This is a genomic window from Achromobacter sp. UMC71 (assembly GCF_014170305.1).
In the GTDB taxonomy this organism is placed as follows: domain Bacteria; phylum Pseudomonadota; class Gammaproteobacteria; order Burkholderiales; family Burkholderiaceae_B; genus Achromobacter.
Window position 1 is genome coordinate 13180 of sequence record NZ_LZZT01000050.1, and the last position, 25480, is coordinate 38659.

Below are 25480 nucleotides of genomic sequence, written 5' to 3' on the forward strand. Positions count from 1 at the left end.
CTGGCGGCGCGGCGATCGCCCTGTGATACGCTGCGCCGGTTCCGCGTCGCCTTGTCCTAGCCCCTCATGTCCACCCTGAAGCGAGCCCTAGCGATTCTTGACCTCTTCAGCCTGGCCACGCCGGTGCTGACGGCCGAAGAAATCATCTCGAAGCTGTCCTATTCGGCGCCCACGGGGTATCGCTACATCCGCGATCTGTCGGACCTGGGGTATCTGCTGCGCATGACGGGCGGCGGCTACAAGCTGGGGCCGCGCATCATCGAGCTGGACCATCTCATCATCGACGGCGATCCCGTGCTGGGCGCGGCGCGGCCGATCATGCGAGAGGTGGTGGACCAGGTGGGCGGCGATGTGCTGCTCAGCGTGATCCACGGCTTGCGGATCCTGAACATCCATCACGAGCGCGGCCCGGAAGACCTGGGCATCGCGCACGGCCGCGGCCGCGCCCATCCGCTGTTTCGCGGCGCCACGGCCAAGACCATCATTGCGTTCCTGCCGCGCAAGGACCAGCGCAAGCTATACGAGGCCCATCCCGCCGACGTCGAGGCCGCGGGCCTGGGCCCGACGCAGGCGGAATTCATCCGCCGCCTGGACGAGATCCGGGTGCGGGGTTTCTACCTGGGCGTGGGCGAAATGTCGCCCGAGCGCGCGGGCATCGCGGTGCCGGTGTTCCAGGAAGACCGCCGCGTCTTCGGCGCGCTGACCGTCACGTTCCTGGCGACGCGGCTCAATACCATCGCGCAGGACAAGACCACCGCGCTGCTGCAGGCGACGGCGCGGCGGATCGAATCGCTGGCGCTAGCCTCGCGCATCAAGGAGCAGGCGCCGGCGCCTTGACCGGCGAGCCCATCGCCTGGAACAGCGCCGCCGTTTCCGTCAGCCGGGCGCTGGCATATTCCACTTCGCGCACCCGCGCGGCAACGTAATGCTGCTCGCTGGCGTAAGCCGTGTACGGCGCTAGCGCGCCCAGGCGCACCTGGTTGGCGGTGTTGCGGTGTGCCTGTTCGGCGGACCGGCGCGAGGCTTCGGCCGAGGCCAGCGCCTGGCCGTCCGCTTCCAGCTGCGCCAGCGTATCGGCCACGTCGCGGAACGCCGTCAGGACGGTCTGCTTGTATTGCAGCACCGCGGCGTCAAAGCGCTCCTTGGCGGCGCTGCGTTCGGCCAGCAGGGCGCCGCCATGGAAGATGGGTTGCGTCAGCGACGCGCCCACCGCCCAGATCGAGCCCGCGCCGGACAGCGCGGCGGGCCAGCTGAAGCCGCCCTTGCCCATCGAGGCCGACAAGGACAGGCTGGGGAACAGCTGCGCCGTGGCCACGCCGACGTCGGCGGCCGCCGCCTGCAGCACGGCTTCGGCGATGTGGATGTCGGGCCGCGCGGCCAGCAGGTCCGACGGCACCAGCACCGGCACTTCCCCGGGCACGGTCAGCATGCCGAAGGCCAGATCGGGCGGCGCCTGATCGGGGCTGCGGCCCATCAGCACGGCCAGTGCATGGCGCGTGGTCTGCCATTGCGCCCGCAAACCGGGCAAAGAGGCTTCCAGCGTGGCTGCGTCCTGATCGGCCTGCAAGGCGTCGTTCTGCGAGGCCGATCCCAGTTCGTAGCGCCGCTGCGTGTCGTGCGCGACCTGGCGCGACAGCACCACCTGCTTTTCGGTCAGCGCCACGCGTTCGGCCAGCGAGGCAGACGTGATGGCGCCCGTGACGATATTGCCCGCCAGCGAGCGGCGGGCCGATTCCAGCTGGAAGGCCTGTTGCTCGACCTTGGCCGCGCGAGACGCGTTTTCGAAGCGCGCCGCGCCGAACAGGTCCAGGTCGTACTTGGCCTGGATCTGCCCGGTGAAGACGTTGTAGAGCGCCGTGGGCTCGGGCAGGTTGGGCATGGTCAGCGCGCGTTTGCGCGTGACGTCGCCGCCCGCGTCCACCGACGGCAGCAGCGACGAATTGACCTGCCCGCGCAATTGCTCGCGGGCGCTGGCCAGGTTGCGTTCGGCCGCGGCCAGATCGGGACTGTTGGCCAGGCCTTCTTCCACCATGGCGTTCAGCGCGTCCGAGCCGTAGCGCTTCCACCATTCGGGCACCGGGCGGGCGCCCTGGGCATAGCGCTGCGCCACGCCTTGGGCGGGGGCGCCGGCGGCGGGCAGCGGTTCCACGCCGTATTGCGCGGGCTGGGCCAGCGCCGGCGGTTTGCTGTCCGGCGCGAAGGCGCAAGCGCCCAGCGCCAGCAGCAGCGGCAGCGCGGCCAGGCGCCAGGTCGGGGTGGGGTGACGGTGTTGCATCGTCAGGCTCCTCGTGTGGCCGTATCGCCGGCATTGGCGCCGGGCGGCACGCCTTCGGGTTCGTCGCGCTCGTCGTGGCGCACGCGGAACCAGGCCGCGTACAGGGCGGGCAGGAAGAACAGCGTCAGCACGGTGGCGCTGGTGATGCCGCCCATCAGGGCGGTGGCCATGGGGCCGAAGAAGTTGCTGCGCAACAGCGGGATCAGCGCCAGCACGGCGGCCGCGGCCGTCAGCGTGATGGGGCGGAAGCGCCGCACGGTCGCCCCGACAATGGCATCCACCCGCTTGTGGCCGGCGCCGATGTCCTGTTCGATCTGGTCGACCAGGATGACCGAGTTGCGCATGATGATGCCGAACATCGCGATCACCCCCAGCATGGCGACGAAACCGAACGGCTTGCCGAACAGCAGCAGCGCGGCAACCACGCCGATCAAGCCCAGCGGCGCGGTCAGCACCACCATCAGCACACGGGCAAAGCTTTGCAGCTGCACCATCAGCAGCGTCAGCACCGCCACGACCATGATCGGCATCTGCGCATTGATCGACGACTGGCCCTTGCCGCTTTCCTCGACCGGGCCGCCGACCTCGATGCGGTAGCCGACGGGCAGCTCGGCCCGCAGCGCATTGAGCTTCTTGTCGATGGCGTGGGTGACGTCGATGCCCTGGGCGCCGCTCTTGACGTCGGCTTGCACCGTGATGGTGGGCTGGCGGTCGCGCTCCCAGATCACGCCGTATTCCAGGCCGTAGCGCACGTGGCCCAGGCTGCCCAGCGGCACGGGACCGTTGGGCGTGGGCATGGCCAGCGTGGCCAGGCGGGCCGGGTCGATGCGCTCATCGTTGGGTGCGCGCAGACTGACGTTGATCAGCTTGTCGCGTTCACGGTATTGCGTCACCGTGTAGCCCGACAGCGTCATCGCCAGGAAGCTGGAAATGTCATTGGAACTGACGCCGACCTCGCGAGCCTTCTGCTGGTCGATGTCGAACCGCACCGAACGCTCGGACGGTTCGTCCCAGTCGAACTGCACATTGGTCGAGCGGCTGTCGGCGCGGACCTCGGCGGCGACTTTTTCGGCCACCTGGCGCACGTCGGGGATTTTGTCGCCGCTGACGCGGAACTGCACCTGGAAGCCCACGGGCGGCCCGTTCTCCAGCCGCGACAGGCGGCTGCGGATCGCCGGGAATTGCTCATGCAGCATGGGTTCCAGCCAGCGCGCCAGCTTTTCGCGGTCTTGCACCGAGTTGGCGGTGATGACGATCTGGGCGAAATTGGGCGTGGCCAGTTGCTGGTCCAGCGGCAGATAGAAGCGCGGCGCGCCGGTGCCGACGAAGCTCACCGAATGGTCGATCTCGGGGCGGCCGTCCAGCGCCTTTTCCAGCCGCTCCACTTGCCGCAGCGTGGCCGCGAACGAGGCGCCTTCCTGCAGCCGCACGTCCACCAGTAATTCGGTGCGGTCCGAACTGGGGAAGAACTGCTGCGGCACCAGGCTGAAGCCGGCCATCGACACGACGAAGATCACGATGGTGGCCAGCAGCACGCGCCAGCGGCGGTCCACGCACCACGCCACCCAGCCGCGCAGGCGCTGGTAGAACCGGGTGTTGTAGATGTCGTGTTCGTGATCGTTGGGCAGATGCGCCTCGCGCTTGCGCTCGGGCAGCATGCGATAACCCAGCAGCGGAATCAGCACCACCGCCGCGAACCAGGACGTGATCAGCGCGATCGCCGACACCTGGAAGATGGAACGGGTGTATTCGCCGGTGCTGGATTTGGCCAGCGCGATCGGCAGAAAGCCCGCTACCGTCACCAGCGTGCCGGTCAGCATCGGGAAGGCGGTGCTGGTGTAGGCATAGGCGGCGGCGCGCGCGCGGCTCCAGCCCTGTTCCAGCTTCACCGCCATCATCTCGACCGCGATGATGGCATCGTCCACCAGCAGGCCCAGCGCCAGCACCAGCGTGCCCAGCGACACTTTGTGCAGGCCGATGCCGAACATATCCATGAACAGCGCCGTGACGGCCAGCACCACGGGGATGGATATCACCACCACCATGCCGGTGCGCAGGCCCAGCGACACCAGACTCACGATCAGCACGATGGCCACGGCCTCGGCCACCGACCGCAGGAATTCGTCCACCGAGAACGACACCGCCTTGGGCATGCTCGACACTTCAGACAGCGTCAGGCCGGCGGGCAGGCGCGCCTTGAGTTCGCCGAACTTGGCGTCCAGCGCGCGGCCCAGGTGCACCACGTCCTGGCCCGGCTGCATCGTGATGCCGATGCCCAGCACCGGCTGGCCTTTGGTCCGCATCTGCTCGGCCGGCGGGTCGTCGTAGCCGCGGTGGATGGTGGCGATGTCGCCCAGCCGGATCGACTTGCCGTTCACGCGGATCAGCGTCTCGGCCAGGGCGCGGGTGTCGCTGAACTGGCCGCTGGGCCGCACGAAGATGCGGTCGTCGGCGGTCGTGAGCGTGCCGGCGCTGGCCACCGCGTTCTGGTTGTTGATGGCCTCGGCGATCTGCTGCGGCGACACGCCCAGGCGCGTCAGCTGCGTGTTGCTGATCTCGATGTAGACGTGCTCGGGCTGGTCGCCGAAGTAGTCCACCTTGGCCACGCCCGGCACCCGCAGCAGCACGGTGCGCAGGTTGTCGGCGTAGTCGCGCAGCTGGGCCGGCGAAAAGCCGTCGCCCGCCAGGGTGTAGATGTTGGTGTAGACGTCGCCGAATTCATCGTTGAAGAACGGCCCCTGCACGCCCTGCGGCAGGGTCGCGCCGATGTCGCCGACCTTCTTGCGCACCTGGTACCACTCGTTGGCCACCTCGCTGGCCGGCGCCGAGTCTTTCATGGTGAAGAAGATCAGCGATTCGCCGGGGCGCGAGTAGCTGCGCATGAAGTCGGTGGAGGGTGTTTCCTGCAGCTTCTTGGCGATGCGGTCGGTGACCTGTTCCTGCACCTGGTGCGCGGTGGCGCCGGGCCACAGGGTCTTGATGACCATCACGCGGAACGTGAAGGGCGGGTCTTCCGACTGCGCCAGCCGCGAATACGACAGCACGCCGAACAGCGTGACCAGCGTGATGATGAAGATCACCAGCGGCTGGTGCCGCAGGGCCCAGGCGGACAGGTTGAACTTGCCTTCTTCGTGGCGGTGCGAGGCTTCCTGGCTATCGGGAACCGGGGCGCTCATGATGCGAAGTCCTCGGGATGCAGCGGCGGCACCGCGCGGACCTTCTGGCCCGCCGACACGGCATGCACGCCTTGCCAGACCACGCGTTCGCCCGCCTGCACGCCCTGCGACAGCGTGACGGTGCGCGCGTCATAGCGCAGCACCTGCACCCGGCGCAGTTCCAGCGTGTCTTGCTGCGGCTCGACCACCCACACGGCGGGTTCGGTGCCGTCGTGGAACAGCGCGGTGGCCGGCACGGTGTAGGTGACGGCGCCGTTGGCCTGGCGATTGTCGAAGCTGATGTTGGCCGTCATGCCCAGCCGCACCTCGGGCGGGGGCGACTCCAGGGTCAGCTTGGCGCGATAGGTGCGGCTTTGCGGGTCGGCCGCCGGCGCGATTTCGCGCAGCACGGCGGTGAAGGTCTGGCCGGGCAGCGGCGCCAGCGTGACGATGGCGCGCTGGCCGATGGTCAACCCGGCCAACACGCTTTCGGGCACGTCGCACAGCGCATCGACGTCGCCGGACCAGGCCAGGTTATAGACCGCCTGGCCAGCCGTCACGTTCTGGCCGGTATCGGCCTGTTCGGCCGTGATCACGCCGGCGTGGTCGGCGGCCAGCGTGGTGTATTTGAGCTGATCGGCCGACAGCGCGGCCTGCTGCGCGGCTTGGTCGCGCTGGGCCAGGGCCGACGCGTAGGCGTTGCGGGTCTGTTCCAGCTGGTTGGCGGCGATCAGGTTTTCCTTGGCCTGGGCGCGGTCGCGGTCCAGTTGCTGCTTGGCGTAGTCCAGCTGATGCTGGGCCGCCGACAGCTGGGCGCGGGCGCTGGCCGCGTTCTTGGTGGCGTCGGCCGGATCCAGCTTGGCGACGACCTGGCCGGGCTTGACCGTGTCGCCCAGGCGGACCAGGCGTTCGACGATCTTGCCGCCCACGCGGAACGACAGCGGCGTGCTGTAGCGCGCCTGCACTTCACCGGGCAGGGTCCAGGCCGGCAGGCTGGCGTCGGCCTTGGCGGGCATTGCCACCACCGGGCGCGGGGCGGGCGCCTCGGGCTCTTTGCTGCCGCAGCCCGCCAGGGTCAACGCCAAAGTCAGCGCGGCAATCGCGCCAGGAACAGGAAAATTCACGAAACACCTCGCGACGCGGGCAGGAGAGAGATGAGTGCGAGGCCGTGCTGGCGGGCCGTTTCCGGCCGGCGCCGCGTCCTGGCAATCCGATACGGCATGGATTCTAATCCAGTAGTGTATTCAGATACAAGGGTGGATCTGAAATCAGTGGCGATGCTAGAATCGCCCCATGTCAAAAGTCCGCCTTACCCGAGAGCAAAGCCGCGACCAGACGCGCCAGCGCCTGTTCGATGCCGCGCAATCGATCTTCCTGACCAAGGGGTTCGTCGCCGCCAGCGTCGAAGACATCGCCGAGCTCGCCGGCTATACCCGCGGCGCGTTCTATTCCAATTTCGCCAGCAAATCCGAACTGTTCCTGCAGTTGCTCAAGCGCGACCATGAAAACGTCATGGCCGACATGCGCGCCATCTTCGACGCCGGCGAAACCCGCCAGCAGATGGAAGCCAGTGTGCTGCACTACTACAGCACGCATTTCCGCGACAACGAATGCTTCCTGCTCTGGATGGAAGGTAAGCTGCAGGCCGCCCGCGACCCGGAATTCCGGGTCGGCTTCACGGCCTGTCTGCGCGAGTTGCGCGAAGCCACCACTGAATACGTCAGCCAGTTTTCCGAGCGTGTCGGCACGCCGTTGCCGATGCCCGCGCGGGAACTGGCCATCGGCCTGCTGGCGCTGTCCGACGGCATGCACTTCAGTTTCGCCTTCGACCCGCAGGGCGTCACGGCCGAGACCACCGAATCGGTGCTGGCCGGGTTTTTCCGCCGCGTCGTGTTCGGCGAACCCGAAAAAGGCTAGGGCCGAACAGCCCGTCCGCCGGTTTGTCAGGCGGGCCGGCTGCGTGATAGTAATAACGGCGGCGCGCCGGCTGGACTGAGGGGGCCAGCGCCGCAGCCCCGCATCCCTCGGGCGAAAGGAGCGGCAGCATGTCTTCAGAAACCCGACCATCCACGATCAACCGCCCGGTGTTTTTCTCGGCGGCGTTGTTCACCCTGCTCTTGGTGGGCTTTGCCATCACGGCGCCCAAGACCGCGCAGAACCTGTTCGAATCGATCCAGCGCTGGATCCTGGGCAACGCCAGCTGGTTCTACATCCTGGTGGTCGCCATTATCCTGTTGTCGGTGGCCTTCCTGGCCATCAGCCGCTATGGCGACATCAAGCTGGGGCCCGACCACAGCGAGCCCGACTACCGCAATTTCACCTGGTTCGCCATGCTGTTCTCTGCCGGCATGGGCATCGGGCTGATGTTCTTCGGCGTGGCAGAGCCGGTCATGCACTTCATGTCGCCGCCGGTGGGCGAGGGCGCCACCGCTGCCGCGGCGCGCGAAGCCATGAAGATCACGTTTTTCCACTGGGGCTTGCATGCCTGGGCCATCTACGCGGTGGTGGCGCTGACCCTGGCGTTTTTCAGCTTTCGCCACGGCCTGCCGCTGACGCTGCGGTCGGCGCTGTATCCGCTGATCGGCAACCGCATCCACGGCCCGATCGGGCACGCGGTCGACGTCTTCGCCATCATCGGCACTGTGCTGGGCGTGGCCACCTCGCTGGGGCTGGGGGTGGCGCAGATGAACAGCGGCCTGAACCACCTGTTCGGCATCCCGGTGGGTGTGATCCCGCAGATCATCCTGATCGTCATCACCTGCGGCCTGGCCACGCTGTCGGTCGCCAGCGGCCTGGACAAGGGCATCCGCATCCTGTCCGAAGCCAATATGGTGCTGGCGGTGATCCTGCTGCTGTTCGTGCTGGTGGCTGGCCCCACCGTGTTCCTGCTGCAGACCTTCGTACAGAACACCGGCGCCTACCTGTCCGACATCGTCAACAAGACCTTCAACCTGTACGCCTACGAGCCGTCCGACTGGATCGGCGGCTGGACGCTGTTCTATTGGGGCTGGTGGATCGCGTGGTCGCCGTTCGTGGGCCTGTTCATCGCCCGCATCTCGCGTGGCCGCACCATCCGTGAATTCGTCAGCGGCGTGCTGCTGGTGCCCGCCGGCTTCACGCTGTTCTGGATGACGGTATTCGGCGACACGGCCATCCACTTCATCCTGGTCGACGGGGTCAAGGGCTTCGCCGAAACGGTCAAGAACGACAACGCGCTGGCGCTGTTCGCGTTTTTTGAACTGCTGCCCTGGAGCAGCGTGATGTCGATCTTCGCGATCGCGATGGTGGCAGTGTTCTTCGTCACCTCGGCCGACTCTGGCGCGCTGGTAGTGGACCTGCTGGCCTCGGGCGGCGCGGACCGCACGCCGGTCTGGCAACGCATCTTCTGGTCGCTGTCGATGGGGGCGGTGGCCATTGCCTTGCTGCTGGCCGACGGCCTGACTGCACTGCAGACAGCCACCATCGCCAGTGCCTTGCCGTTCTCGATCATTCTGCTGCTGTCGCTGTGGGGCTTGTTCAAGGCGCTGAAGCTGGATGCCACCAAACGCGGCATCCGCTACCAGTCGCTGACCCTGTCGCGACCCGCGCGGGGCGGCCAGTCCTGGGAACGCCGGCTGCGCAACATGGTCATGATGCCGCGGCGTGCGCACGTCGTGCGCTTCATCGCGGACGTGGTCACGCCGGCCCTGGAAGACGTGGCCGACGAATTGCGCAAGCAGGGCTACGACGTCAAGGTCAAGGAAGACGCCGACCTGGGCAGTGCCGTGCTCGAAGTGAACCACGGCGAGCACCTGGATTTCTTCTATTCCGTGCAGCCGCTGGCCTTCGTGCGGCCCAGCCTCACGCCCGAAGAGGCGGCCGACGAAGAAGAACGCAAGTATTTCCGCGCCGAGGTCCACCTGCGCGAAGGCGGGCAGGACTACGACATCATGGGCTGGAGCCGCGACGCGGTGATCGGCGACATCCTGGACCAGTACGAACGCCATCGGCACTACCTGCACATGGTGCGTACCTAGGCGCCAGCCGCCGTCCAACCCCTTCTGGCATCCCCGCCGCCGGCTTTTGCCGGCGGCTTTATTTCGTCAATAGGATTTATCAATCCTCAACATTACTTTAGGTATTTTGACTTCCCGATCGTTTTCGCGGATTATCCAAGCAATTCCTTTGATAAATAGTGAGCGAATCATGAAGGCAAGATCTGGCGCGTGGGCAGCAGGAGTGCTGGCCCTGGCGGTGGTTGCGGGCGGGGGCCTGTACTGGAAATTCGGCGGCGCATCGCACAAGGGCGGGTGGGCGATGGCACCGGCCAAGGTGGCCGTGGCGTCAGCGGTCGAGGCGGATTTCCCCGTGGCGCTGTCAGGCATCGCCTCGCTGGAGGCGACCCGCCAGGTGCTGGTGCCGGCCGAAGTGGACGGCCGGGTGGCGCAGATTCTGTTCACCGCCGGGGAACGGGTCCGCGCCGGCCAGTTGCTGGTGCAGTTGAATGACGCGCCCGAACAGGGCGAGCTGGCCCGCTTGCAGGCCCAGGCCAAGAATGCGCGGGCGCTGCTGGAACGCACCCGCCGCCTGGTGCCGTTGCAAGCAGCCACCCGCGAACAGCTGGACCAGGCCCAGGCCGACTATGACCAGGCCGCGGGCGAGATCAAGCGCATCCAGGCGCTGATCGAACAAAAGCGCATCAAGGCGCCGTTCGATGGCGTGCTGGGCGTGCGCCGCGTGAACCTGGGGCAGTTTGCCCGCGCCGGCGATCCGCTGGTGTCGCTGACCGACGCGGCCAGCGTTTACGCCAACATCATCTTGCCGGAGCAGGCGCTGGGTGCGCTGCGCGCCGGCCAGCCGGTGGCGGTGACGGTCGATGCCCATGCGGGGCGGGTATTCGAAGGCACCGTCACCACCATCGAGCCGCAGGTCGATCCGGGCTCGCGCACGGTCCGGGTGCAGGCCACGCTGGCCAACGCCGACGGCGCGCTGGCCGCCGGCATGTTCGCTCATGGGCAGGTGGTGCTGCCGCCGCGCCAGGGCGTGATCACGGTACCCGAAACCGCCGTCAGCTACAGCGCATACGGCGATTCGGTCTATGTGGTGATGCCGCCCAAGGCTGGCGACGCCTCGGCTCCGCCGACCGTGACCCAGGCCTATGTGCAGACCGCGGAACGCACCCGCGGTCGGGTCGTGGTGACCAAGGGCCTGAAGCCGGGCGACCGGGTCGTGACCTCGGGCCAGCTGCGCCTGCACAACGGCGCGGCCGTCGAGATCAGCGCCCAGGACACCGTGGCGCTGGATGCCGGCGCCGCGGCCCGGTCCGTGGCGCAAGCCGAGTGAGCGCACGGAGCCTGACATGACATTCACCGATCTGTTCGTGCGCCGGCCCGTGCTGGCGCTGGTGGTCAGCACCCTGTTGCTGCTGATGGGGCTGCGCGCCCTGAGCGGCCTGCCGATACGCCAGTACCCGTTGACCGAAAGCACCACCATCACCATTACGACCCAATATCCGGGCGCGTCGCCCGATCTGATGCAGGGCTTTGTCACACAGCCCATCGCGCAGTCCGTCGCGACCGTGGAAGGCATCGACTACCTGTCGTCGTCTTCGACTCAGGGGCGCAGCGTGATCACAGTGCGCATGAAGCTCAACGCCGATTCCAACAAGGCCATGACCGAGGTCATGGCCAAGGTCAACGAAGTCAAATACCGTTTGCCGCAAGATGCCTACGACCCCGTGCTGGTGAAGTCGGCTGGCGAGGCGACGGCGGTGGCCTATGTCGGTTTTTCCAGCACCACCATGGCGCTGCCGGCCCTGACCGACTATCTGTCGCGCGTGGTGCAGCCGCAGCTCTCGTCCATCGAGGGAGTGGCCAGCGTGGAACTCTACGGCGGCCAGAAACTGGCGATGCGGCTCTGGCTGGACCCCAGCCGCATGGCGGCGCGCGGCATCTCGGCCAGCGACCTGGACGACGCCCTGCGCCAGAACAACGTGCAGGCCGCGCCCGGCCAGGTCAAGGGCCTGTATGTGGCGTCCAACATCAAGGTCAACACCGATCTGGTCAACGTGGCGGAATTCCGCGACATGGTCATCAAGCGCGACGGCGATGCGATCGTGCGGCTGGGCGACGTGGCGACTGTGGAACTGGGCGCGGCTTCGACCGACTCCAGCGGCCTGATGGACGGTGAACCCGCGGTGTACTTCGGTCTGAACGCCACGCCGGTGGGCAACCCGCTGGTGATCGTCAAGCGGCTCAATGCGTTGCTGCCCAACATCAAGCAGAACTTGCCGCCAGGCACCAGCGTGCAGGTGCCGTTCGAGCTGGCGCGCTTCATCAGCGCCTCCATCGACGGCGTGGTGCACACGCTGATGGAAGCCATCATCATCGTCGTGGCGGTGATCTTCCTGTGCCTGGGGTCGTTGCGCGCCGTGTTGATCCCGGTGGTGACGATTCCGCTGTCGATGCTGGGCGGCGCTGCCATCATGGCGCTGTTCGGCTTCAGCGTGAACCTGTTGACCCTGCTGGCCATGGTGCTGGCCATCGGCCTGGTGGTAGACGACGCCATCGTGGTGGTCGAGAACGTGCACCGCCATATCGAAGAAGGCAAGTCGCCGGTGCGCGCCGCCCTGATCGGGGCGCGCGAAGTGGCCGGGCCGGTCATCGCCATGACCATCACGCTGGCGGCGGTGTACGCGCCGATCGGCCTGATGGGCGGACTGACGGGGTCGCTGTTCAAAGAATTCGCCTTTACCTTGGCGGGGGCGGTGGTGGTGTCAGGCGTCATTGCGTTGACGTTGTCGCCCGTGATGAGTTCGTTCATGCTCAACAGCCACGTTTCCGAAGGCTGGATGGCGCGCCGCGCCGAGCACTTCTTCAACCGGCTGGGCGACGCCTATGGCCGCCTGCTGGATGTGTCGCTGCACCATCGCTGGGCCACCGGCCTGGTGGCGGCGGTGGTGCTGGCCAGCCTGCCGTTCCTGTACAACGCCGCGCAGCGCGAACTGGCGCCGGTCGAAGACCAGTCCACCGTGCTCACGGCCATCAAGTCGCCGCAGCAGGCCAACATCGACTACGTCGAGAAGTTCGGCAAGAAGTGGGACGACGTCATGGCAACGCTGCCCGAGCAGAAGGGCCGCTGGCTGATCAACGGCTCGGACGGCGTGTCCAACAGCATCGGCGGCGTCGACTTTGTGGATTGGCAGGACCGCAAGCGCTCGGCCGACCAGATCCAGGCCGACATGCAGTCGATGGTGAACCAGATCGAAGGCAGCAACATCTTCGCCTTCCAGCTGCCGCCGCTGCCGGGGTCTACCGGCGGCCTGCCGGTGCAAATGGTCATCATGAGCGCGGCCGACTATCCCGTCGTGTATGAAGCCATGGAAACCCTGAAGCAGGCGGCGCGCGAAAGCGGCCTGTTCATGGTGGTCGACAGCGACCTGGACTACAACAACCCGGTGGTGCAGCTGAAGGTGGACCGCGCCAAGGCCAACAGCCTGGGCGTCACCATGAAGGCCGTGGGCGACACGCTGGCCGTGCTGGTGGGCGAAAACTACGTCAACCGCTTCGGCATGGACGGCCGCTCGTACGACGTGATTCCGCAGAGCCTGCGGCAGCAGCGCATTTCGCCTGAATCGCTGGCGCAGTACTACGTCAAGAGCGCCAGCGGCGTGCAGGTGCCGTTGTCCAACATCGTGTCGGTGTCGATGGGCGTCGAACCCAACAAGTTGACCCAGTTCAACCAGCTCAACGCCGCCACCTTCCAGGCCATCCCGATGCCTGGCGTGACCATGGGCGACGCGGTGCAGTTCCTGACGCGCCAGGCCCAGGCGCTGCCGGCCGGCTTCAGCTACGACTGGCAGTCCGATGCGCGCCAGTTCAGCCAGGAAGGTTCGGCGCTGATGATCACCTTCATCTTCGCCATCATCGTCATCTACCTGGTGCTGGCGGCGCAGTACGAAAGCCTGCGCGACCCGTTCATCATCCTGGTGAGCGTGCCGCTGTCGATCTGCGGGGCGCTGATACCGTTGGCGCTGGGCATGGCGACCATCAATATCTATACCCAGATCGGGCTGGTGACGCTGATCGGGCTGATCAGCAAGCACGGCATCCTGATGGTGGAGTTCGCCAACGAGATGCAGGTCAGTCACGGGCTGGACCGCCGCAGCGCCATGGAGCAGGCCGCGCGCATCCGCCTGCGCCCCATCCTGATGACCACCGCCGCAATGGTAGTGGGCCTGATTCCGCTGCTGTTCGCCAGCGGGGCGGGGGCGCACAGCCGTTACAGCCTGGGCCTGGTGATCGTGGTGGGCATGCTGGTGGGCACGCTGTTCACCCTGTTCATCCTGCCCACCGTCTACACCGTGCTGGCGCGCGACCACCGCGCCGCCAACGATACGCCGCGTGCTCGCGAGCTGGCGCAGGCGCAGGCCGAAGACGCGCCGTTGCCGCGTCCGGCCGAGTCGATTTGAGGAACCGATGATGAAACATCCTTACCTGTTCATGCGCCTGCGCCGCGGCGCGGTGATCTTGCTGGCCGCGTTGGCCGCCGTTGGCTGCGCGGTGGGCCCGGACTACCGTAAGCCGCAAGAGGCGCCGGTGACGCTGGCCAGTCCCGAGCAAGCGCTGTTCTCCACTGACCGGGTGCAAGCCGATTGGTGGAAGCAACTGCAGGATCCGCAGCTGGACCGTCTGATCGCCCTGGCGCTGCAGCGCAACCACGACATCCGCATTGCCCAGGCCCGGCTGGCCGAGTCGCGCGCGGTGCTGGACGAAAAAGAGCTCGACCAGCTGCCCACGGTGACGCTGGGCGGGCGTTTCGAACGCAGCCTGTCGCAAGTCAACTCGGGCGTGCCGGGCCAGCGCGCCCTGGCCGAGAGCTACCGCGCGGGCTTCGATGCCACCTGGGAAATCGATCTGTTCGGCCGTCTGCGGCGCGCGGCCGAAGGCGCCGCGGCGCGCAGCGAGGCCCAAGAGGCGGATCTGGCCCAGGCGCGCATCGTGGTGGCGGCCGAGGTGGCGCGCAATTATTTCGAGCTGCGCGGCGCCGAGCAGCGCCTGGCGGTGGCGCGCGCCAACCTGGACAGCCAGCGCGACAGCCTGCGGGTGATCCAGGCGATGGTGTCGGCCGGCCGCGGTGACGAAGGCGACCTGGCCAGCGCCCGTGCCGAACTGGACACGGTCCAGGCCAGCGTGCCCTTGCAGGAAACCGCAAGGCGCCTGGCGCGCTATCGCTTGGCCGTGCTGGCGGGCCTGCGGCCGGTGGAATTGGGCGAGCTGGATGCGGCCGCGCCGCAAGCGCCGCTGGCGGCGCGTCTGCCCATTGGCGACGTGGCAGCCCTGCTGTCGCGTCGGCCGGACGTCCTGGCGGCCGAGCGCAACCGCGCCGCGGCCAACGCCGACGTGGGCGTGGCTACCGCCGAGCTGTATCCGCGCATCGACCTGGGCGGCTTCCTGGGCTTCGTGGCCTTGCGCGGCGGGGATTTCGGGTCGGCGGCCAGCCGCGCGTTCAGCGTGACGCCGGGGGTGAACTGGCCCGCCTTCAACCTGCCCACCGCGCTGGCCCGCAAGCGGGCGGCGCAAGCCCGCTCGCAGGGCGAGGCGGCGCGCTACGAGCAGACCGTGCTGCAGGCCGTCGAGGAGCTGGAGGGGGCGCTGACGCAATACGGCCAGACCCAGCAGCGCCTGGGCAACCTGGCGCAGGCCGCCGGGCATAGCCGTCGCGCGGCCGACCTGGCGCAATTGCGGTATCGCGAGGGCAGTACCCCCTACCTGACCGTGCTGGACGCGCAGCGCACCTTGCTGCGGGCCCAGGATGCCGTGGCCGTGGCCGAAACCGAGTCCTATACCAGCCTGATCGCGCTGTACAAGGCGCTGGGCGGGGGCTGGGAAGCGCCCGCAGCCGATGCCGCGACGCCACGGGGCGGGGCCGGCGCCGCGCCCGCGGGCTGACCCGGCGACGCGGTTCGTGGCACCATAGGGGCTTATCGCCAATCCTGCATTCCATGTCCGACAGCCTGTCCAAACCCGTCACCTGGCAACCGCACCAGCCCGCGGACCGCGTACTCATGACCCTGAAGATGCGCGGCCCGCAGTCCGTCGCGGCCATCGCCAGCCTGATGGACGTCACGGCGGAAGCCGTGCGTCAGCAGATGACGCGCCTGCACGCCGACGGTCTGGTGGATTCCGAAAGCCGCGGCGCCGGCCGGGGCCGGCCGACCCAGATCTGGTTCTTGACCGACGCCGGCCATCGCCGTTTTCCCGACACCCACGCCGACATGACGGTGCAGATGATCAACGCCGTGCGCCAGGTGTTTGGCGAAGACGGGGTCGACAAGCTGATTTCGGTGCGCGAAGCCGCCATGCTGGGCAGCTACCGCCAGGCGCTGGCCGGAGCCGCCACGCTCGAAGAACAGTTGCAGCGATTGGTGCAGCAGCGTTCTGCCGAAGGCTACATGGCCGAAATGCAACGAGACGGCGCTGATTTTCTGTTCATCGAAAACCACTGCCCCATCTGTGCGGCGGCCCAGGCCTGTATGGGCTTTTGCCGCAGCGAACTAGAGTTGTTCCGCCAGGCGCTGGGCGAGGGCGTGCGCATCGAGCGTGAAGAACACATACTGCTCGGGGCACGCCGCTGCGCCTATCGGGTCAGCGCACGCTCCTGATGGGGGGCGCTAGGGCCTGTTCCCACTGGAAGGCGCCTTCCAGTGGGAACAGGCCCTAGGACGCCGGATCGCGGCCGTCGTCCCAGCCGCCCAGCGCCTTGTACAGATCCACCGCATTGACCAGCCGGCGCTGCTGCAGCCGGATATATTCCTGTTCGGACTCGAACAGGCTGCGCTGGGCCTCCAGCATTTCCAGATAGTCCGTCACGCCGCGCGCATAGCGTCTCTCGGCCAGCCGCTGGCGCTCGCGGTCGGCGTCGCGCACCTTGCGCTGGGCCTCGATCTGGTCGCGCAGCGCGTCGCGTGCCGCCAGCGCATCGGCGACGTCGCGAAACGCGGCCTGGATGCTGCCCTCGTACTGCGCCACCGCGATGTGCTTGCGGGTCTCGGCCAGCGACAGGTTGGCGCGGTTGCGGCCGGCGTTGAAGATCGGCAGCGTCAGCCGCGGCGCGAAGGTCCAGTTGCCCGTGCCCGCGCTGAACAGGTCCGAAAAGCTGCCCGCGGTCGTGCCAATGTCGGTGGTCAGCTGCACCGACGGGAAAAAGGCCGCGCGCGCCGCGCCGATGTCGGCGTTGGCGGCCCGGAGCGCGTTCTCGGCCTGGCGCAGGTCGGGGCGGCGTGCCAGCAGGTCGGACGGCAGGCCTGCCGCCAGGGGCGTCAGGGTCTGGCTTTCCAGCGGAGCGGGGTCGATGCCGGCCGCCATCGAGAAATCCCCCGCCAGCAAACCCAGCGCATGCCGCGCCAGGCTGGCCTCGCGGGTCAGTTCGGCGCGCGTGGCCCTTGAGGTTTCCACCAGCATCTGCGCGGTGCGCAGGCCGATGGCGGTTTCCAGTCCGGCGTCAAAGCGGCGCTGGGTCAGCTTCAGGGTCGTCTCGCGCAGCGCCAGCGTGCTGTCGGTCAGGCGCAGCTGGTCGGCCAGCGAGCGCTGATTGAAGTAGGCCGTGGCGGTCTCGGCCACCAGCGCCAGCGTCGCGGCGCGATGCGCCTCTGCGCTGGCCAGGTAGCGCGACAGCGCCGCGTCGGACAGGCTTTTCACGCGGCCGAAGAAATCCAACTCGAACGCGGTGATGCCCACCGCCGCGCGGTAGCGGTTGGCCACCGGCATGCGCGGCTGGCCGGGTTCGACGGCGCGGCCGCGGCTGAACTCGCCGCTGGCGTCAATGGAAGGCAGGCGTTCCGACTGCTGCACGCCGTACAGCGCGCGGGCTTCCTCGATGCGCAGCGCTGCCACGCGCAGGTCGCGGTTGTTGGCCAGGGCGGCCTCGATCCAGGCTTGCAGCGCCGGGTCGTTGAAATAGGCACGCCAATCCTGCGGCGCGGCCTGGCCGGCCTGTGCCGGCGTGTCGTACTGAGCCGGCACGGGCGCCGCAGGGCGCTCGTAGGTCGGTGCCAGCGAGCAGCCGGACAAGGCCAGCGTCAGCAGGGTCATTGCCATCGGCTTCATGGCGTCGTCTCCAGCGATTCACGGCCCTCGGGGCGCGCGGGGCGGGCGCGCATGCCAACCATGCGCCCCACGATAAGGAAGAACAGCGGCACCAGGAATACGGCCAGCACTGTCGCGGTGATGATGCCGCCCAGCACGCCGGTGCCGATGGCGGCCTGCGCGCCGGACGCGGCGCCGGTGGCCAGCGCCAGCGGCAGCACGCCCACGCCGAACGCCAGCGAGGTCATCACGATCGGGCGCAACCGCAAGCGGGCCGCTTCCAGCGTTGCCGACAGGACGCCCTGGCCGTCGCGCACCAGGTCCTTGGCGACTTCCACGATCAGGATCGCGTTCTTGGCCGACAGGCCGATGGTGGCGATCAGGCCGACCTTGAAGTAGATGTCGTTGGGCATGCCGCGCAGCGTCACGCCCAGCAACGCGCCGATCACGCCCAACGGCACCACCAGGATCACCGCCAGCGGAATGGACCAGCTCTCGTAGAGCGCCGCGAGCGCCAGGAACACGATCAGCACCGATAGCGCGAACAGCACCGGCGCCTGGTTGCCGGACAGGCGCTCTTCGTACGACTGCCCCGACCAGTCAAAGCCGATGCCGCGCGGCAGTTCGCCCGCCAGCGATTCCATGGCGCGCATGGCCTCGCCGCTGCTGTGGCCCGGCGCGGCCGAGCCGTTGATCGTGAACGACGGAAAGCCGTTGTAGCGGTTCAGCTGCGGCGGCCCCATGGCCCACTTCAGCGTGGCGAACGCCGACAGCGGCACCATCTGGCCCTGCAGGTTGCGCACGTGCAGCCGTGAAATGTCATCCACGTCCACGCGGCGCTTGCCGTCGGCCTGCACCATCACGCGCCGCACCTGGCCATTGAGCATGAAGTCGCCGATGTAGTCCGAGCCGTACATCACCGCCAGGGCGGTGTTGATCTCGTCCAGCGGCACCCCCATCGCCTGCGCCTTGTCGCGGTCCACGCGCAGTTGCAGCTGCGGCGCCTCTTCCTGGCCGGCGAACACCACGTCCGCCAGCGCCGGATGCTTGGCCGCCGCGGCCAGCAGCTTCTGGCGCGCCTCGGTCAGGGCCTGGTAGCCCAGGCCGCCGCGGTCCTGCAGCCGGAAGTCAAAGCCCGAGGTCGAGCCCAGGTCCGGCAGCGGCGGCGAGTTCAGCGCGAACACCATCAGGTTCTTGCGGTCGCCAAAGGCCTCGTTGATGCGCTTGACCACCGCGTCCACGTGCTGGGACGCGTCGCGGCGCAGCTTCCAGTCTTTCAGCGTCACGAAGAACATGGCCGAATTCGGGCCGCTGCCGTACTGGCTGAAGCCGTTGACCGAATACACGTACTGCACCGGCTCGTGCTCCATCATGTAGCGTTCCACGTCCTTGACCACCGCCATCGTCTCGGCCTGGGGCGCGCCCTGCGGCAGGATGACCATGGCCATGAAGCTGCCCTGGTCCTCGTCCGGCAGAAACGACGACGGCAGGCGCGCGAACAGCAGCGCCGCCACGCCGATCACGGCGAGGTAGGCCAGGCCGAAGCGCACCGGCCGGGCCAGCACGCCCGCCACGCGCGTCGTGTAGCGCACCGTCAGGCGCGAGAAGGCGCGGTTGAACCAGCCGAAGAAGCCGCGCTTCTCGTGGTGGCCGGCCGGAATCGGCTTGAGCAGGCTGGCGCACAGCGCCGGCGTCAGCGACAGCGCCAGGAACGCCGAAAAGGCGATCGACACGGCCAGCGTCACGGCGAACTGGCGGTAGATGTTGCCCACTGCGCCGTCAAAGAACGCCATCGGCACGAACACCGACACCAGCACCACGGTGATGCCGACGATGGCGCCGCTGATCTGGCCCATGGCCTTGACGGTGGCGTCGTGCGGCGACAGGCCTTCCTCGGCCATGATGCGCTCGACGTTCTCGACCACCACAATGGCGTCGTCCACCAGGATGCCGATGGCCAGCACCATGCCGAACATCGTCAGCACGTTGATGGAATAGCCCAGCGCCAGCATCACCCCCAGCGTGCCCAGCAGCGCCACCGGCACCACCAGTGTCGGGATCAGCGTGGCGCGCAGGTTCTGCATGAACAGGTACATCACGCAGAACACCAGGGCCACGGCCTCCAGCAGCGTCATCAGCACTTTCTGGATCGAAATTTCGACGAAGGTCGAAGTCTCGTAGGGGATGTCCCAGGTGACGCCCGGCGGGAAATACTGTGCCAGCGCGCGCATCGTGTCGCGGATACGGCGGGTGGTTTCGACCGCGTTCGAGCCCGGCGCCAGCTTGATGCCCAGGCCGGTGCCGGTCAGGCCGTTCACGCGCGACAGGTACATATAGTCGGTGCCGCCCAGCTCGACCCGCGCCACGTCCTTCAGGCGCAGCGTGGCGCCGCCCGGCTGCGCCCGCAGCGGGATGTTGCCGAACTGCTCGGGCGTCTGCAGCGATTCGCCTGCCACGATGCTGGCGTTCAGCGGCGCGTCCTTGGGCACGGCCTGGTTGCCCAGCTCGCCGATGGTGACGCGCGCGTTGTGGCTGCGCAGGGCGGTCACGATGTCGCCCGGCGTCAATGCCAAGGCGGTCAGCTTGGCCGGATCGGGCCAGATGCGCATCGCGGCTTCCGCGCCGAACGACTGCACCTTGCCCACGCCTTCCACGCGCCGCAGCGCCTGCAGCACGTTGGATGCGGCCAGTTCGCCCAACTGCATGTCGTCCAGGCTGCCGTCGGATTTCAGCGATACCACCAGCTGGATGTTGTCAGCGGCCTTTTCCACCCGCACGCCGTCGCGGCGCACCGATTCTGGCAGGCGCGGCTCCACCGCCTTGAGTCGGTTCTGCACTTCCACCGCCGCGATGTCGGGATCGGTGCCTTGCTTGAAGGTCAGGTTGATACTGGCCCAGCCGGTCGAGTCGCTGCTGGACGAGGTGTACATCAGGCCCGGGGCGCCGTTCATCTCGCGTTCGATGATGGCGGTGACGGCCTCTTCGACCACCTTGGCCGAGGCGCCGGCGTAGCTGGCGCCGATGTTCACGACGGGCGGCGCGATGTCCGGGTACTGCGCCACCGGCAACGCGCGGATCGACAACAAGCCGACCAGCGCGATCAGCAGCGAGATCACCCAAGCGAAGACGGGGCGATCGATAAAGAAACGCGCCATGGCGGTTTACCCTTTTTTCTGGTTTCCTGCGGCCGGGGCAGGCGCTTGGGGCGCCGCCCGCTCGACCGGCTTGATCTTCTGGCCCGGCGCGAGCTGCGTGACGTTTTCCACGACCACGCGCTCGCCGCCCGACAACCCTTCGGTGATGACCCAGTTCGGGCCCAGCAGGCGGTGCGTGCTCACCGGGATGCGGCGCAATGCGCCGTCGTCGCCGGCGACCAGCAGGTGCGCGCCATCGGCGCCGCGCAGCAGGGCGTCGCGCGGCACCAGGTAGGTGTCGCGGTTGACGGCCTGCTCCAGCCGCACCCGCACGTACATGCCCGGCAGCAGCTCGCGGCCCGGGTTGTCGAACAGGGCGCGCATGGTCACGTTGTCCGTGCCAGGGTCCACTGCCAGGTCCGAGAACGACAGCGTGCCGCCGCGCCCGTATTCCGAGCCGTCCGGCAGCAACAGGCGCACGCGCACCTGGTCGGGCGCGACGCTTTGCACGCTGCCGGCGCGGATCTGCTTCTGCAGTTGCATGACCTCGGCGGCGGGCTGCGCGAAGTTGACGTAGATCGGGTCCAGCTGCTGCACCACCGTCAGGGGCGTGGCCTGGCCTTCGCCCACCAGCGCGCCTTCGGTCACCAGCGCCCGCCGCGCCCGGCCGTCGATCGGCGAGGTGACGCGGGCGTAGTCCAGGCGCAGCTTGGCGCTTTGCAGGTTGGCGCGGGCCAGCGCCACTTCGGCGCGGGCCAGGCGTTCCTGGGCCACGCTTTCGGCGTGGTCGCGTTCGCTGATGGCGCGGTCGGACACCAGGTCGGCGTAGCGGCGCAGCTTGTCGGCGGCGGCCGACAGGTTGGCCTGGGCGCGCGCCAGCGAGGCGGCCTCGGAATCGTAGGCGGCCTGCAGCGGCGCCGGGTCGATCTGGAACAGCGGCGCGCCGCGTGTGACTTCCTGGCCTTCTTCATACAGGCGGCGGACCACGATGCCGGCCACGCGGGCGCGGACCTCGGCCTCGCGGTAGGGCTCCAGCCGGCCGGGCAGTTCGCTGGCGACGGCGGTGGGCGTGGGCTTGGCCACGATGACGCCGACTTCGGCGGGCGCCTTGGCGGCTGCGGGCGTTTCCTTTTGGGAGCAGGCGGAAACAAGAACCAATACGGAAGCAAGGGCGAGCGTTCTCAGGGGGACTCGGTGCATCATTTTAAAAATTATTGTGGTGCGCCCGGAGCGGGCGAGAGAGGGAAAGTGCGCGAGTTTTCCCTGTGGGGCTCGCAGTCTATCATTTAATCCGTCATGCTTGATTAATTGTTTTGTTCAAAAGTATGCTGGCATCTGCATACATATTTACAGTGTGCAAACGGCGGCCCGAGGCCGCCGTTTGCTTGTTGTCCCGCAGTCTTTCCCTCAACCTTTTTCAAGGAGATCTTTGTATGGCCCGCAAGACGAAAGAAGAATCCCAACGCACCCGCGACCGCATCCTGGACGCCGCCGAGCATGTGTTCCTGTCCAAGGGGGTGGCCAGCACCACCATGAGCGATATCGCTGACTTCGCGGGCGTGTCCCGGGGCGCCGTCTACGGCCATTACAAGAACAAGATCGATGTCTGTATCGCCATGTGCGACCGGGCGCTGGGCGAAGCGGCATCGCTGACCCGCGTCTGTACCGAGGGCGAGGCGCTGGAATCGCTGTACGCGTCGATGCGCCAGTACGTGCAGATCTACGCCGAAGAAGGCTCGGTGCAACGCGTGCTGGAAATCCTGTATCTCAAATGCGAGCGCAGCGACGAGAACGCGCCGCTCCTGCGCCGCCGCGACCTCTGGGAGCGCCACGCCCTGCGCACCTCCGAAAAGCTCCTGCGCGTGGCCGTCAGCCGCGACGACCTGCCGCGCGCCCTGGATGTGCGCCTGTCCAATGTCTATCTGCACTCCCTGATCGAGGGGGTGTTCGGCACGATCTGTTGGTCTGATCGCCTGAAAGGCGACATCTGGCCGCGCGTCGAGCGCATGCTCCGCGCCGCCATCGATACGCTGCGCCTGTCGCCGCAGCTGCAACTGCCCCAGGCCGCCTAGCCGCCGGGGCTGCCCGCTCTCGGCCGGCCCCTGGCTCGCCCCGGGGCCGCGCCCCTACAATCCGGGCATGACCCTCAAGCAACTCGAAGCCTTCTACTGGGCCGCCACCTGCGCCAGTTTCGCCGTGGCGGCCGAGCGCCTGCACCTGTCGCTCTCGTCGCTGTCCAAGCGCATCACCGAGCTCGAGGAAACGCTGGGCCAAGCCCTGTTCGACCGCAGCGGCCACAAGGCCGTGCTCACCGACGCGGGCCAGCGGCTGGTGCCGCAGGCGCGCGACCTGCTGGCCGCGGCCGACCAGATCCGCGCGTCCCTGGCCGAAACGTCGGGCCTGCGCGGCCGTTGCCGCTTCGGCGTCGGCGAGCTGACCGCCTTGACCTGGCTGCCGCGCCTGATCGGCGTGGTGCGCGCCGCCTATCCCGGCCTGGTGCTGGAACCCTATGTCGACATCGGCCAGGTGCTGGAGCGGCGCGTCGCCGATGGCGAGCTGGATTTCGCCGTCATCGCCGGACGCTCCTCGCGCCCGAACATCGCGTCTTCGCCGATCGGCGAGGCCGCATTCTCGTGGGCCGCTGCGCCGGCCGTGCTGGACGGGGAAACCCGCATGTCGCCCGAACTGCTGGCGCGCTTGCCGCTGGTAACGCTGCCCGAAGGTGCCGGCACCACGCGCATCATCGACGACTGGCTGGCCGGGCGCGATATCGGCGGCCAGCGGCTGTGCTGCAACAACTGGGGCGCCATCGCCGGCCTGCTGATCGAAGGCACCGGGGTCGGGCTGCTGCCCAGCCATTGGGCCCACGCGCTGCAGGCCGAAGGCAGCCTGCGGGTGTTGCGCGGCGAGCCGGAGCCGGCCGCGCTGCCGTATTCCTTCCAGCACCGGCGCGACGATACCCGGCCGTTGGTGACCCGGCTGCGCGAATCGGTGCGGACAGCCGTGGATTTTTCGGCGCCTTGCCGCTTGCCGTGATGGGGTTAGCCCGCGCTTGTCCGCAAGGCGGCCACCGGGCGCCGATTTGGGCTATCGACAGCCGCCGCTCTATACAATCGCCGCGCGCCTGGCGCAGAATCCAACAAGAACGTGCGCAACGGGGGGATGGGCCCGGCGATGCAGCACGGCTCGGGGTCTGTTCCCACATTGCCGGGCGGCGCGCCGCCGGCACGCTGGGAAGCCGACCACCTGAATCGACGGAGATCATTCATGCGTAAACTTTGCCTCGCCATGGCCATGGCGGGAATGCTGGCCAGCGGGCTGGCGCAAGCCCAGTCCACCCTGCGTATCGGTCTGCAGGACGACCCGGACGTGCTCGATCCCGCGCGCGCCCGCACTTTCGTCGGCCGCATCGTGTTTGCCTCGCTGTGCGACAAGCTGGTCGACATCACCCCCGACCTGAAGTTCGTGCCGCAGTTGGCCCAGTCCTGGTCCACCAGCCCGGACAACAAGACGCTGACCTTCAAGTTGCGCACCGATGCGGTGTTCCATGACGGCACGCCGGTCAACGCCGCCGCGGTCAAGGCCAACCTGGATCGCGCCCGCACGCTGCCCGACAGTAACCGCAAGAGCGAGCTGGCCACCGTCGCCAGCATCGACGCGCCGGATGCCGAGACCGTGGTGGTGCACTTGGCCGAACCCGACGCCTCGCTGCTGTCGCAGCTGTCCGACCGCGCCGGCATGATGATTTCGCCCGCCTCGTTCGACAAGGACCCGGGCGGCAAGCCGGTGTGCTCGGGCCCGTACCAATTCAAGGAACGCGTCCAGAACGACCGCATCGTGCTCGAGAAGTTTCCCAAGTACTGGGATGCCGGCAATTACCACTTCGACCGCGTCGTCTTCACGCCGATCCCCGACAACACCGTGCGGCTGAACAACCTGCGTGCCGGCGACCTGGACATCATCGAACGCGTGGCGCCCAGCGACGCCAAGGCGGTCAAGGATGATCCCAACCTGCGCCTGGCGCCGGTCACCGGCCTGGGTTTCCAGTCGATCTCCGTGAACCTGGGCAACGGCGCGCGCGCCAATAACCCGCTGGCCAAGGACAAGCGCGTACGCCAGGCGCTGGACCTCGCCATCGACCGCGACGTGCTCAACCAGGTCATCGGCGAAGGCCAGTACCAGCCGGCCTACCAGCCGTTCCCGCCGGCCAGCTTTGCCTACAACAAGTCGTTCGAGCACAGCGGCCGCGATCCCAAAAAGGCCCAGGCGCTCTTGAAGGAAGCCGGCTTTGACCGCGTCAAGTTCGAGATCACCTTCGGCAACAACACCACCATGCAGCAGGTGTTCGAGCTGGTGCAGGCCATGGGCGCCGAAGCCGGTTTCGACATCACCTTGCGTCCGGTCGAATTCGCTTCGCTGCAATCGTCGCTGGCCCGCGGCGACTTCGAAGTCGGTCAAAGCGGCTGGTCCGGCCGGGTCGATCCCAGCGGCAACATCCATCAGTACCTGAGCTGCAAGGGCAACCTGAACGACGGCAAGTTCTGCGACGCGGAAACCGACAAGCTGCTCAATGATGCCCGCGCTGAACCGGACACGGCCAAGCGCCGCGCCATGTATGACAAGGTGCTGTCCGTCATGCAGGACCAGCGTCCCATCGTCTACCTGTTCTACCTGCCCTGGACCTTCGGCGCACAGAAGAAGCTGGACGGCTTCGTGCCGTACCCCGACGGCCTGATTCGCCTGAAGGGCGTCAGCCTCGCCAAGAAATAAGCCCTGATCGCGGGACCCGGTGTACGGGTCCCGTTTTACTTATTGCTGCGGTCACCGGCTTCCCGCCGTCCGCAACAGGAT

The 25480-nt window shown here is 67.7% G+C and carries 16 protein-coding genes; 10 read left to right on the forward strand and 6 right to left on the reverse strand.

Going from position 1 to position 25480, the window contains the following annotated elements:
* Nucleotides 1–66: 66 nt before the first annotated feature.
* Entirely contained in the window at nt 67–837 is a 771-nt protein-coding gene (locus A9974_RS25145; RefSeq protein ID WP_183006905.1) for an IclR family transcriptional regulator, read from the forward strand.
* Here A9974_RS25145 and A9974_RS25150 read toward each other — a convergent pair.
* Genes A9974_RS25150 through A9974_RS25160 form a run of 3 tightly spaced genes read right to left on the reverse strand, consistent with a single transcriptional unit; the run spans nt 812 to nt 6554 of the window.
* Nucleotides 812–2275 carry an efflux transporter outer membrane subunit gene (locus A9974_RS25150; protein WP_183006906.1) on the reverse strand — a complete coding sequence of 488 codons (1464 nt, stop codon included), beginning with the start codon at nt 2273–2275 and terminating at the stop codon, nt 812–814. The genes A9974_RS25145 and A9974_RS25150 overlap by 26 nt on opposite strands.
* A gap of 2 nt (nt 2276–2277) precedes the next feature.
* Nucleotides 2278–5451 (reverse strand): efflux RND transporter permease subunit, encoded by a 3174-nt coding sequence (locus A9974_RS25155; protein WP_183006907.1) that lies wholly within the window; start codon nt 5449–5451, stop codon nt 2278–2280.
* Nucleotides 5448–6554, reverse strand: coding sequence for an efflux RND transporter periplasmic adaptor subunit (locus A9974_RS25160; protein ID WP_183006908.1), 1107 nt, complete (start codon nt 6552–6554; stop codon nt 5448–5450). The genes A9974_RS25155 and A9974_RS25160 overlap by 4 nt, the downstream gene beginning before the upstream one ends.
* Before the next feature lie 169 nt (nt 6555–6723).
* Here A9974_RS25160 and A9974_RS25165 point away from each other — a divergent pair, with 169 nt between their 5' ends.
* The 6 genes from A9974_RS25165 (at nt 6724) to A9974_RS25190 (ending at nt 16072) form a co-directional block, all read left to right on the forward strand.
* Nucleotides 6724–7347, forward strand: coding sequence for a TetR/AcrR family transcriptional regulator (locus A9974_RS25165; RefSeq protein ID WP_183006909.1), 624 nt, complete (start codon nt 6724–6726; stop codon nt 7345–7347).
* 128 nt (nt 7348–7475) lie between these two features.
* A complete protein-coding gene (locus A9974_RS25170; protein ID WP_183006910.1) occupies nt 7476–9446 on the forward strand; it encodes a choline BCCT transporter BetT in 1971 nt (656 codons plus the stop codon).
* Nucleotides 9447–9615: 169 nt separating this feature from the next.
* The gene (locus A9974_RS25175) at nt 9616–10752 is read left to right on the forward strand and encodes an efflux RND transporter periplasmic adaptor subunit (protein WP_183006911.1); all 1137 of its coding nucleotides are present in this window, start codon (nt 9616–9618) and stop codon (nt 10750–10752) included.
* 16 nt (nt 10753–10768) lie between these two features.
* Nucleotides 10769–13879 carry a MexW/MexI family multidrug efflux RND transporter permease subunit gene (locus tag A9974_RS25180; protein WP_183006912.1) on the forward strand — a complete coding sequence of 1037 codons (3111 nt, stop codon included), beginning with the start codon at nt 10769–10771 and terminating at the stop codon, nt 13877–13879.
* 10 nt (nt 13880–13889) lie between these two features.
* Nucleotides 13890–15359 (forward strand): efflux transporter outer membrane subunit, encoded by a 1470-nt coding sequence (locus A9974_RS25185; RefSeq protein ID WP_183006913.1) that lies wholly within the window; start codon nt 13890–13892, stop codon nt 15357–15359.
* Between the two features lie 53 nt (nt 15360–15412).
* Nucleotides 15413–16072: a metalloregulator ArsR/SmtB family transcription factor gene (locus A9974_RS25190; protein ID WP_183006914.1), complete on the forward strand. Its 660-nt coding sequence runs from the start codon at nt 15413–15415 to the stop codon at nt 16070–16072.
* Between the two features lie 55 nt (nt 16073–16127).
* On the opposite strand, the gene oprZ is transcribed toward A9974_RS25190, so the two are convergent.
* From oprZ to A9974_RS25205, 3 genes are read right to left on the reverse strand one after another with little or no spacing between them, the layout of a single operon-like run.
* Nucleotides 16128–17516 (reverse strand): multidrug efflux RND transporter outer membrane subunit OprZ, encoded by a 1389-nt coding sequence (oprZ, locus tag A9974_RS25195; protein WP_183006915.1) that lies wholly within the window; start codon nt 17514–17516, stop codon nt 16128–16130.
* Nucleotides 17513–20650 carry a multidrug efflux RND transporter permease subunit AxyY gene (gene axyY, locus A9974_RS25200; RefSeq protein ID WP_183006916.1) on the reverse strand — a complete coding sequence of 1046 codons (3138 nt, stop codon included), beginning with the start codon at nt 20648–20650 and terminating at the stop codon, nt 17513–17515. The genes oprZ and axyY overlap by 4 nt, the downstream gene beginning before the upstream one ends.
* Nucleotides 20651–20656: 6 nt before the next feature.
* Complete coding sequence (locus A9974_RS25205; protein WP_183006917.1) at nt 20657–21832, reverse strand: MexX/AxyX family multidrug efflux RND transporter periplasmic adaptor subunit; 1176 nt, start codon at nt 21830–21832, stop codon at nt 20657–20659.
* A 230-nt stretch (nt 21833–22062) separates the two neighbouring features.
* Between A9974_RS25205 and axyZ the strand changes: the two genes are divergently transcribed.
* The 3 genes from axyZ to A9974_RS25220 all read left to right on the forward strand — a co-directional run bounded on the left by axyZ (nt 22063) and on the right by A9974_RS25220 (nt 25399).
* On the forward strand, nt 22063–22701 hold the full coding sequence (axyZ, locus tag A9974_RS25210; protein ID WP_183006918.1) for a multidrug efflux transcriptional repressor AxyZ: 639 nt from the start codon (nt 22063–22065) through the stop codon (nt 22699–22701).
* Between the two features lie 67 nt (nt 22702–22768).
* Entirely contained in the window at nt 22769–23665 is an 897-nt protein-coding gene (locus A9974_RS25215) for a LysR family transcriptional regulator (protein WP_183006919.1), read from the forward strand.
* Nucleotides 23666–23896: 231 nt separating this feature from the next.
* Complete coding sequence (locus A9974_RS25220; RefSeq protein ID WP_183006920.1) at nt 23897–25399, forward strand: ABC transporter substrate-binding protein; 1503 nt, start codon at nt 23897–23899, stop codon at nt 25397–25399.
* Nucleotides 25400–25480: the final 81 nt, after the last annotated feature.

Coding starts and splice junctions, on each gene's coding strand:
- A9974_RS25165 (WP_183006909.1), top strand. CDS start 6,724: ATGTCAAAAGTCCGCCTTACCCGAGAGCAAAGCCGCGACCAGACGCGC.
- oprZ (WP_183006915.1), bottom strand. CDS start 17,516: ATGAAGCCGATGGCAATGACCCTGCTGACGCTGGCCTTGTCCGGCTGC.
- A9974_RS25220 (WP_183006920.1), top strand. CDS start 23,897: ATGCGTAAACTTTGCCTCGCCATGGCCATGGCGGGAATGCTGGCCAGC.
- A9974_RS25170 (WP_183006910.1), top strand. CDS start 7,476: ATGTCTTCAGAAACCCGACCATCCACGATCAACCGCCCGGTGTTTTTC.
- A9974_RS25180 (WP_183006912.1), top strand. CDS start 10,769: ATGACATTCACCGATCTGTTCGTGCGCCGGCCCGTGCTGGCGCTGGTG.
- axyY (WP_183006916.1), bottom strand. CDS start 20,650: ATGGCGCGTTTCTTTATCGATCGCCCCGTCTTCGCTTGGGTGATCTCG.
- A9974_RS25155 (WP_183006907.1), bottom strand. CDS start 5,451: ATGAGCGCCCCGGTTCCCGATAGCCAGGAAGCCTCGCACCGCCACGAA.
- axyZ (WP_183006918.1), top strand. CDS start 22,063: ATGGCCCGCAAGACGAAAGAAGAATCCCAACGCACCCGCGACCGCATC.
- A9974_RS25145 (WP_183006905.1), top strand. CDS start 67: ATGTCCACCCTGAAGCGAGCCCTAGCGATTCTTGACCTCTTCAGCCTG.
- A9974_RS25215 (WP_183006919.1), top strand. CDS start 22,769: ATGACCCTCAAGCAACTCGAAGCCTTCTACTGGGCCGCCACCTGCGCC.
- A9974_RS25190 (WP_183006914.1), top strand. CDS start 15,413: ATGTCCGACAGCCTGTCCAAACCCGTCACCTGGCAACCGCACCAGCCC.
- A9974_RS25150 (WP_183006906.1), bottom strand. CDS start 2,275: ATGCAACACCGTCACCCCACCCCGACCTGGCGCCTGGCCGCGCTGCCG.
- A9974_RS25205 (WP_183006917.1), bottom strand. CDS start 21,832: ATGATGCACCGAGTCCCCCTGAGAACGCTCGCCCTTGCTTCCGTATTG.
- A9974_RS25185 (WP_183006913.1), top strand. CDS start 13,890: ATGAAACATCCTTACCTGTTCATGCGCCTGCGCCGCGGCGCGGTGATC.
- A9974_RS25175 (WP_183006911.1), top strand. CDS start 9,616: ATGAAGGCAAGATCTGGCGCGTGGGCAGCAGGAGTGCTGGCCCTGGCG.